9 protein-coding genes are annotated in these 9,406 nt (G+C 44.0%); all 9 read left to right on the top strand.

The features are described from left to right. Nucleotides 1–158: 158 nt before the first annotated feature. The 9 genes from AB1L08_RS20060 (at nt 159) to AB1L08_RS20020 (ending at nt 9,047) form a co-directional block, all read left to right on the top strand. A complete protein-coding gene (locus tag AB1L08_RS20060) occupies nt 159–1,346 on the top strand; it encodes a M24 family metallopeptidase (RefSeq protein ID WP_413066400.1) in 1,188 nt (395 codons plus the stop codon). Between the two features lie 189 nt (nt 1,347–1,535). Beyond that, nucleotides 1,536–2,729, top strand: a complete 1,194-nt coding sequence (locus AB1L08_RS20055) for a M24 family metallopeptidase (RefSeq protein ID WP_413066399.1) — start codon at nt 1,536–1,538, stop codon at nt 2,727–2,729. 14 nt (nt 2,730–2,743) lie between these two features. After that, nucleotides 2,744–3,751, top strand: a complete 1,008-nt coding sequence (locus AB1L08_RS20050) for a cyclodeaminase (RefSeq protein ID WP_413066398.1) — start codon at nt 2,744–2,746, stop codon at nt 3,749–3,751. A 22-nt stretch (nt 3,752–3,773) separates the two neighbouring features. Continuing rightward, nucleotides 3,774–4,973 (top strand): M20 metallopeptidase family protein, encoded by a 1,200-nt coding sequence (locus AB1L08_RS20045; RefSeq protein WP_413066397.1) that lies wholly within the window; start codon nt 3,774–3,776, stop codon nt 4,971–4,973. A gap of 26 nt (nt 4,974–4,999) precedes the next feature. Next, nucleotides 5,000–6,448, top strand: coding sequence for an aldehyde dehydrogenase family protein (locus AB1L08_RS20040; protein ID WP_413066396.1), 1,449 nt, complete (start codon nt 5,000–5,002; stop codon nt 6,446–6,448). A 78-nt stretch (nt 6,449–6,526) separates the two neighbouring features. After that, on the top strand, nt 6,527–7,864 hold the full coding sequence (locus tag AB1L08_RS20035; RefSeq protein ID WP_413066395.1) for an aminotransferase family protein: 1,338 nt from the start codon (nt 6,527–6,529) through the stop codon (nt 7,862–7,864). Between the two features lie 152 nt (nt 7,865–8,016). Beyond that, nucleotides 8,017–8,178, top strand: a complete 162-nt coding sequence (locus AB1L08_RS20030; RefSeq protein ID WP_413066394.1) for a hypothetical protein — start codon at nt 8,017–8,019, stop codon at nt 8,176–8,178. 93 nt (nt 8,179–8,271) lie between these two features. Continuing rightward, nucleotides 8,272–8,430, top strand: coding sequence for a TraX family protein (locus tag AB1L08_RS20025; RefSeq protein ID WP_413066393.1), 159 nt, complete (start codon nt 8,272–8,274; stop codon nt 8,428–8,430). 164 nt (nt 8,431–8,594) lie between these two features. After that, complete coding sequence (locus AB1L08_RS20020) at nt 8,595–9,047, top strand: TraX family protein (protein WP_413066392.1); 453 nt, start codon at nt 8,595–8,597, stop codon at nt 9,045–9,047. The last annotated feature ends 359 nt before the right edge of the window (nt 9,048–9,406 follow it).

The following is a 9,406-nucleotide window of genomic DNA, read 5'->3' as shown; positions in this document are numbered from 1 at the left end:
TATCCGACCGGGTTGTCTTTATCGACCAGGGGAACATTGTCGAGCAGGGGCCGCCGGAAGAAGTGCTGGAAAATCCGAAAACGGAACGGCTTCAGGTATTTTTAAAGCGGTTTAGAAACGGACTTTAAAACTAAATGATATAGAAAGAAGGGATTGATTTGTTATCATTTAATATTTTGGAGTATCAAGAGCGGATAAGGAAAACGAAACAAAGGATGCAGGCTGAAGGAATAGATCTCTTGCTTGTTACAGATCCGGCCAATATATGCTACCTTTGCGGATATAATGCTTGGTCTTTTTATGTCCATCAACTGCTTGTTGTGATCATGGAAGAAGAACAGCCTTTCTGGATTGGCCGCGGGCAAGACGCAAGTGCGGCCAAACATACAACGTGGCTGGATGAGAACCATATCATTCCGTACGAAGATGACTACGTCCAGTCTGATGTTAAACATCCGATGGACTTTGTTGCGGGGGTTTTAAAGAGGGAAAAGCAAGCTAACCGTGTGATCGGTGTTGAACTTGATGCCTATTATTTTACCGCCAAAAACTATATTCAGCTGACCAACGGGCTTCCAAATGCGACGTTTAAGGATGCAACCAATCTGGTGAATTGGGTGCGCATTATTAAGTCAGAACAAGAAATTGAGTTTATCAAAAAGGCTGCCAAAATTGCGGAAAAAGCGATGCAAACGGCTGTTGATTCGATTTGGGAGGGGGCTCGCCAAAGTGATGTTGTGGCAGCGATCTCCCATGCCCAAATCAGCGGCACGGAAGATTTCGGCGGAGACTATCCTTCAATTGTCCCCCTATTGCCGACAGGAGAAAAAACGTCGGCATGCCACCTTACCTGGACAGATGATGTTTTTCAAAACGGGGATCCGGTGATCATTGAATTGGCGGGGTGCTATAAAAGATATCATTCGCCCTTGGCCAGGACCGTTGTTGTAGGAAAAACCACTGAACAAATGCAATATATCGCCAACGTGGTCATTGAAGGCATCAACATGGCTTTGGAAGCAGTGAAACCCGGAATGACGTGCGAAGAAGTAGAATTCGTATGGCGCAAGGCAATTGAAAAGAGCGGCATCAAAAAAGAATCCAGGATCGGTTATTCAATCGGGCTTAACTACCCGCCGGATTGGGGCGAGCATACAGCAAGCCTTAGACCGAGTGATCAAACGATTTTAAAACCAAATATGACGTTTCATATGATTCCGGGGATTTGGCTCGACAATATCGGGATTGAAATCAGCGAATCATTCAGGGTGACGGAAACAGGATGTGAAGTACTCGCGGATTTTCCGCGTGAATTGTTTGTTCGGCCAAACATCCGTCTGGCGTAAGTGTTACAAGAAAGCTAGTGTTCTTTATGTATAAGAACGCTTCTTTTTTGGTCAATCCCGGTTTTCAAAAATTGTATAAAAGCAGAATGGAAAAATTCATACAAAATGGAAGATGTTTTTCCTTCAGAAGTGATCTTATAATAAAGATACAATTTGAAAGTGAAAGCACTTGCAAAAGGGGGCATGTATATGTTGCCATTCAGCCATCAGGAATATCAAAACAGGCTGGTACAAACAAAGAAAAAAATGTTGGAAAAAGGAATCGAAGTATTACTCATTACAAATCCGGCAAATATGAACTATTTATCCGGTTATAACGGCTGGTCGTTTTATGTTGATCAAGTTTTGGCCGTTATTATTGACGAGGAACAGCCAATCTGGATTGGCAGGCATATGGATGCCGGCGGAGCAAGAGCCACGACTTGGCTGTTTGAAAATAACATTATTCCTTATCCTGACACATACATTCATTCAGATAAGCATCCAATGGAATTTGTCGCCGATATTTTGCACCAAATCGGGCAGTCAAACAGAAGAATTGGACTTGAAATGGAATCTTACTATTTCTCGGCTCTTGCTTATGAGCGTTTGAAGCAGAGCCTTCCGAACGCGACCTTTGAAGATGCAAGTTTGTTAGTCAATTATATTCGCCTGATCAAGTCGGATCAGGAGATTGAATATATCAAACGGGCGGCGAAGATTGTTGAAAGAGGGATGGGTGCAGCGGTAGCACACATAGCTGAAGGTGTCCGGGAATGTGATGTAGTTGGACACATTTATAAAGAGCTGATCACGGGGACTCCGGAATTTGGAGGAGATTATCCATCTATCGTTCCGTTGCTGCCCTCGGGGGAAAATACATCAACACCGCATTTAACATGGACTGATCGACAATATCAATTTGGAGAAATGGTTATTATCGAATTGGCCGGCTGTCACCAGCGCTACCATTCTCCATTGGCACGGACGGTATCCATCGGCCAGCCGAGTGAAGAGGCCTATAATATTTCACAGATTGTCGTTGAGGGGCTGAACACGGCACTTGAGGCGGTCAAACCGGGAGTTACTTGCGAAGAAGTGGAGATTGCCTGGGAAAACATCATTAAAAAATACGGCATCGAAAAGGAATCCCGCTTGGGCTATTCGATGGGTTTAAATTACCCTCCGGATTGGGGGGAGCATACCGCCAGTATCAGGCGGGGAGACCTGACCGTTCTTCAGCCCAATATGACCTTCCATTTAATTCCTGGCCTCTGGTTTGATGATTACGGGATTGAAATCAGCGAGTCATTCAGGGTCACAGAAACTGGATGTGAAGTACTGGCAAACTTCCAAAGAGAGCTAATTGTAAAAGAGGATTTGGACTTAACGATTATAGGATAGGAGGTGGAAAAATAATGAATATTTTTACCGAAAGTGAAATCAAGCAGTTTGTCACGTTAAATAAAGATGTACTTCCTGTCGTGGAGGATGCGTTTACTCAACTGGCGACAAAAGAGGTGATCATGCCGCCTATCATGAGAGTGGACGTCAAAGAAAATAATGGGGAAGTAGACGTAAAAACAGCCTATATTCCAGGGAAAGAATTGTTTGCCTTGAAAGTATCCTCCGGATTTTTTAATAACGATCAGCTTGGGCTTCCGAGTGCAAACGGCTTGATGATGCTGATCAGCGCCGTTACAGGCGAGCCGAAGGCACTGCTTCTGGACAATGGCTACCTGACTGAAATCCGGACGGCTGCCGCCGGGGCGATTGCTGCAAAATATATGGCAAAAGAATATGTGAAAACAGTTGGCGTAATCGGCACGGGAGCGCAAGCCCGGTATCAAATGGCGGCTTTAAAGCTTGTAAGAAATTTTGAGAAGGTCATCGTCTACGGCCGCTCACGGGAAAACGCCCAAAAGTTTAAGGATGAAATGGAAAATGTTTTGCAAGTGGATATCCAATTGGCGGACGAAGCGGAGACAGTCGTACGAAACAGCGAGATTGTTGTAACGACAACACCAGCCACGGAGCCGATTATGAAAGCAGACTGGCTCCATCCCGGACTGCACATTACTGCAATGGGATCGGATGCGGAAGAAAAACAGGAACTGGCAGCAGATGTGCTCAAAAAAGCAGATCGCTTCGTTTGCGATACAAAAGCACAATGCGCCCGCCTTGGAGAATTGCATCATTCCATTGAACAGGGATACATTTCGGCGGATGAACCGGTGATCGAACTTGGAGAAGTCACATCCGGAAAAGAAAAAGGCAGGGTAAATGACCAGGAAATCACAGTGTGCGACTTGACGGGAACCGGAGCCCAGGATACTGCCATCGCTTTATATGCCTATCGATTTTTAACCGAAAAAGAGGGCATCGGGCTGGAAATAGATAATAAGAAATCTCTTCATTTCACATAAAATGTGTCTGGAGGAATGACGGATGATTACTGGTCAAAAAACGGTTGTAGATGAAGCGCGCGCGGCGGCAAACAAAGTCAGTGAGTGGCGCCGCCATCTCCATCAATATCCGGAGTTGAGTTTTCAGGAACATGATACCGCAGCTTTTGTAGCCGAAAAATTAAAAGAATTGGGAAATATTCATATACAAACAGGTGTGGCCAAAACCGGCGTAATAGGAACAATTTCATCAGGAAACGGCCCGGTAATTGCTTTGCGTGCCGACATGGATGCCCTTCCGATTGATGAGCAAAATGACCACGAGTACCGATCTACAAGAAAAGGCGTCATGCATGCTTGTGGCCATGATGCCCATACAGCGATTTTACTCGGTGCAGCCACCTTGCTTTCAAACCTTTTCAAGGAAGGAAAGGTGAAGGGGACAGTCAAATTGATTTTTCAGCCTGCTGAAGAAGATACCGATGAGGAAGGTCTATCGGGTGCTCCGAGAATGATTCAGGAAGGGGCCTTGGATGATGTGGAATCAGTATTGGCACTCCATGTCTGTCCGTGGCATCCCGCAGGTGTCATCCAGGTGAATGATGGATTCAGCATGGCAAATGTCGATGTCTTTCATGCGAAAATCATTGGGGAAGGCGGGCATGGGGGGTATCCCCATATGACGAAGGACCCCATATGGATGCTGGGGACGATCCTTCAGTCTTTTTATGGACTGGTTTCCAGAAGGATCTCTCCTTTGGAAACGGCCGCAGCGAGCATTGGCAAAATTCACACTGGAACCGCGAGCAACATTATACCCCAAGAAGTGGAAGTTACGGGCACGCTTCGAACCTACTCTTTCGAAACAAGGCAAAAACTTGCCAATGAAGTGGAAAATGTTTTTAAAATGGCGGAATCACTAGGCGGAACTTACTCCTTCACTTTGGAGCAGGGAGAGCCTGCGCTACAAAACGATCCCCGTTTAAACTCTTTGCTGACGCAAGTGGCGCTAGACTTATATCCGGGCATGAAAGTGGTCAAAGAGCCTTTCGGCATGGGTGGTGAAGATTTTGGATATATGACGGAAAAAGTACCGGGCTCGATGTTTTTTCTGGGGTGTTCACTCTGTGATGGAAAAAATCGTGACCTTCATACCAATATTTTTGATATGGATGAAAAATGCCTCGAAATCGGCGTTTCAATTTTAACCGAAACAGCCATCCGTTTATTGCAGGAAAGATAAACTTTTAAAACATCCGGAAAGGCGTGATGGAATTGTCGACAAAAGTACTTGGGCAGGAAATGTATCTCGCCGGGAAATGGGTTGGCAGCGAAAAAACGATAGAAGTCTTAAATCCCCAGGATAATACACTGATTACAACAGTTCCCGCCGCTGCGAAGGAAGAGATGCTATTCGCGATTGAAGAAGCGAAAGAAGGGGCAAAAATTGCGGCAGCTCTGCCTGTCCATATGAAGATGAGCATTTTAAATCGGGCAGCGGACTATATTGAAAAAAGAAGTGAAGCATATGCTGTAACCATTTCACAGGAAGGAAGCAAAACGATACGGGAAGCAAGAAGTGAAGTGAAACGCTGCATCCAAACATTGAGGCTGAGCGCAGAAGAAGCAAGGCGAATTCAAGGAGAAACGATTCCCTTTGACCAATCGGAAACGGGTGAAAATCGCGTCGGCTATTATTATCGTTTCCCGATCGGAATCATAGGGGCCATTACTCCGTTCAACGATCCTTTAAATTTGGTTGCCCATAAAGTAGGGCCTGCGATCGCCTCGGGAAACGCCATCATCGTAAAACCGGCGACGGCTACGCCTTTAAGTGCGCTGCTGCTGGCGAAGGCATTCGATTACGCGGGGCTGCCGCCAAAAATCTTGTCCGTAGTGACGGGAACCGGAGGAGAAATTGGCGATGTGCTAGTTACGCATCCGGCTATTCGCATGATTTCTTTCACAGGGGGATTGGAGACGGGAGAACGAATCGCACGCAAGGCAGGCTTGAAAAAACTGAGCATGGAGCTTGGTTCCAACTCTCCGGCGATCATACTAAAAGATGCGAATATCGAAGAGGCTGCAAAAGCATGTGTCTTGGGAGCATTTTCTGCAGCAGGCCAAAATTGTATCGGTGTACAAAGAATTTACATTGAAAAAGAGGTTTATGAGGCGTTTAAAGAAATGTTTATCTCGGAGACGGCCCAATATACAGTTGGTGATAAGGGGCTAGAAACGACGGATATGGGCCCTCTCATACATGAAAAGGAAGCAATCCGGGTGGAAAACTGGGTAAAAGAGGCTGTCGCGATGGGAGCCGATCTCCTGATTGGAGGCGAGCGCAACGGTGCTTTTTACTCGCCAACGGTAATTGAGAACGTACCGGAACATTGCACCATTGCCCGAGAAGAAATTTTTGGCCCGGTCGTTTTATTATCCCCTGCGGACAACTTGGATGAAGCAATTAAAAAAGCAAATAGCGTCCATTTCGGTCTTCAAGCCGGGATTTTTACAAAGGACGTTGAAAAAGCTTTCCAGGCGATTCATCAGCTCAATGTTGGCGGAATCATGATCAATGACAGCAGTGATTACAGGATCGACGGGATGCCGTTTGGCGGAGTGAAAGGTTCAGGCCTCGGTCGCGAAGGGGTAAAATATGCCATTCAAGACATGACAGAGCCGAAGGTTGTCAGTTTTAAACTGGGAGTCAACTAAAAGATGAAGAGACGGGATCTGGGCAAATCGCCTACAGAGGAATAAGGAAAGCACCATAATGAAACGGAGGAATGCATCATGGCAATGCAGATGATGAATGAAGCAGAAACAAAATTTAAGGAACTCGCGGAACTGGATAAAAAGCACTTTTTGCATCCGTCCACTTCCATCAAACAGCATATGGAAAATGGACCGGGTTTGATTTTTACGGAAGGGAAAGGGATATATTTAAAAGATGTCAGGGGCAGAAAGTTGATTGATAGTTTATCTTCCCTTTGGAACGTCAATATCGGGCACGGAAGATCGGAGCTGGGCCAGGCGGCGGCTGAACAAATGTCAAAACTGGCTTTTAGCTCCACATTCGCGGGAAACAGCCATGAGCCGGTCATCGAATTGGCCAAAAAGGTCGCTGAGTGGACACCTGGAGACTTGAATACAACTTTCTTCACATCCGGCGGTTCAGAATCAAACGATTCGGCGTTTAAAACGGTTCGCCATTATTGGAAAGTGAAGGGCCAGCCGAATAAAACAAAAATCATTTCCCGCAGCCTTTCCTATCATGGAGTTGCCATGGGAGCGACAAGCGCAACAGGCATCGAGCCATTCAGGGAGTTTACAACATCGTTGGCGCAGGGTTTCTTATATGTAGATTCATCAATTGAATCATTAAAAGCCTTGATTGAAAAAGAGGGGGCAGAAAATATCGCGGCATTCATCTCTGAACCGATCCAGGGATCCGGAGGAGTCAATCCGCCGCCGCAAGGCTATTTTAAAGAAGTCCGCCAAATCTGTGACGAGAATGACATTCTGTTCATTGCGGACGAAGTCATTTGCGGATTCGGAAGAACAGGCGAGAAATTCGGCATGGATCTGTTTGGAGTCGTTCCGGACATTATCTGCATGGCAAAAGGAATCTCGAGCGGATATGCGCCGATTGGCGGAATGGTCATCTCCGACAAAATCAAAAACGAATTGATGGAAAACTACGAAGGCAACTTCTGGCACGGTTACACATACAGCGGCCATCCGATGTGCTGTGCGGTCGCACTCAAAAACCTGGAAATCATCGAAAATGAAAACATGGTTGAAAATGTCCGCAACATGGGAGAAGAGCTGCAGAAAGGACTCAAATACCTGGAAGAGACGCATGTATTCATGGGCAACCGCAGAGGAGTCGGCCTGCTGGGCGCCATCGAATTTTTCAAAAATGTGGAAACAAAAGAAAGATATGCAGAACCTGTTTCCGCAAAAGTCGTAGCCAAAGCGCTTGACCGCGGTCTTTTGGGCAGAAGCATTGTCTACGGCGGCCAAGATACATTGGCATTCGCACCACCGTTCTGTATTACAAAAGAAGAAGTCGGAACGATGATCACCATCATTGACGATTCTATTGCAGATGTGAAGAAGGAGCTCTAAAAAACGTCCGCTGCTAATCATTTGGCAGCGGGCTTAAAATTTTTTCGGAAAAGTGCGAGTAATGGATGACATTGTTTGATGATCAAGTCTTGAAAACATAAGGTGTGATGATATGCTATTTGTAATATGAGAAATCATAAAGGGGGAGCGGAATGTCAAATAACAATCGTAAAAAGGCAAGTCCTGATCAATTAAAAGAAGGCGGTCTCACTTACAGCGATTACGCAGCAATTGAAGATGGCAATACGTATGAATTGGTTGATGGGCATTTGGTGCTGATGAGTCCTGCGCCAACGATTATCCATAATTGGTGAGCGGGGAATTATTCAAGAAATTTAGTCAATCCTGCGAATCTGATTACATTATTTAATGCTTTTAGTCTTTTTAATTGAAACATATTGAGGACAATGCTTGTAACTACTACATGTCTTAAATTGATAGCTTTAATTTCTTTGGTTATTGATCATACGGGACAATTCATCCCTAATACTCCTGAATGGTTTAGATGGATTGGTCAATTAGCCGCCCCCATTTTTATATATTTTGTTGTTGTGGGATACAATTAACCCTTCTAGTCGAAGAAACTATATGTTGCGTTTGTATCTTTCAAGCGTAACAATGGCTTTTATTAACCTCGGAATTAACAATGCTTTTAGTGATACTGGAATCTTCATCACTAATAATTTCTTTGCAACTTTATTTGTAATAATATTAACCATTTATGTAGCAGATGTTAAAAAGATACATCTATTTCTGTATTTTACCATTTGGCAACTTATTAGCACTTTTATGTATTCTACTTTCAGAGATAATAGTTATTAATATTTGGGCTGAACACTTTTTTTATGAAGCAATTTTTGGAAATATTTTCTTTGTTGAGGGTGGAATCCCTTTTATTCTGTTAGGGATATTGCTTTATTTATTTAGAAACAAAGTGAAATTTACTATAGCATATTCCTCTTTTTCCTTATTCATATATGCTACTTATACTAAATGGGGTAGTGGTATGAATCCAATAATAAATTATTTAGTTCCGTACGGTAGCTATCAATGGATGATTGCTGCACTACCGCTATTATTACTTTTCAATGGAAAAAAAGGGCCCAGATTGAAATATTTCTTCTACTTATTCTATCCAATTCATATTATCATTCTTTATTTTATCGGAATAAGTCTTCGTTAACACTACCTAATCCACGGCCTTAGTCCTATTGATACGGGCCTAGTTAAAGTGAAAACAGGTTATTTATGTAGGTTAAGACGTCTTGATACTATCCTCAAAGAATTTTAGATGAATTTTTAGAAACGTACTGAGAATGCATCAAGCGTTCACAAGCAAAAAAAATGATCATTAATTAAAGTGCTGCAAAGTGATTTTTTTACCCACATTCGGCAGGTCATAAATAAACACTAAACTGATTTTTAAAGGATTTTTTCTCTCTTTATCGAAATTATTCCTAACGAAGAAAAAGTGAGGAAGAATCCCATGACTCAATCCGATACAGTTTTAACGCTTTCTGCAGGGCCATCCCAGCTCCTTTC

This window comes from Siminovitchia jepli (assembly GCF_047228825.1).
In the GTDB taxonomy this organism is placed as follows: domain Bacteria; phylum Bacillota; class Bacilli; order Bacillales; family Bacillaceae_C; genus Siminovitchia.
This window is presented reverse-complemented; position numbering and strand designations above follow the sequence as displayed.

Bases quoted from the DNA above. Each gene is read 5' to 3' on its own strand.
- AB1L08_RS20055 (WP_413066399.1), top strand. From the start codon at position 1,536: ATGTTGCCATTCAGCCATCAGGAATATCAAAACAGGCTGGTACAAACA.
- AB1L08_RS20050 (WP_413066398.1), top strand. From the start codon at position 2,744: ATGAATATTTTTACCGAAAGTGAAATCAAGCAGTTTGTCACGTTAAAT.
- AB1L08_RS20045 (WP_413066397.1), top strand. From the start codon at position 3,774: ATGATTACTGGTCAAAAAACGGTTGTAGATGAAGCGCGCGCGGCGGCA.
- AB1L08_RS20040 (WP_413066396.1), top strand. From the start codon at position 5,000: ATGGAATTGTCGACAAAAGTACTTGGGCAGGAAATGTATCTCGCCGGG.
- AB1L08_RS20035 (WP_413066395.1), top strand. From the start codon at position 6,527: ATGGCAATGCAGATGATGAATGAAGCAGAAACAAAATTTAAGGAACTC.
- AB1L08_RS20030 (WP_413066394.1), top strand. From the start codon at position 8,017: ATGTCAAATAACAATCGTAAAAAGGCAAGTCCTGATCAATTAAAAGAA.
- AB1L08_RS20025 (WP_413066393.1), top strand. From the start codon at position 8,272: ATGCTTGTAACTACTACATGTCTTAAATTGATAGCTTTAATTTCTTTG.
- AB1L08_RS20020 (WP_413066392.1), top strand. From the start codon at position 8,595: ATGTTAAAAAGATACATCTATTTCTGTATTTTACCATTTGGCAACTTA.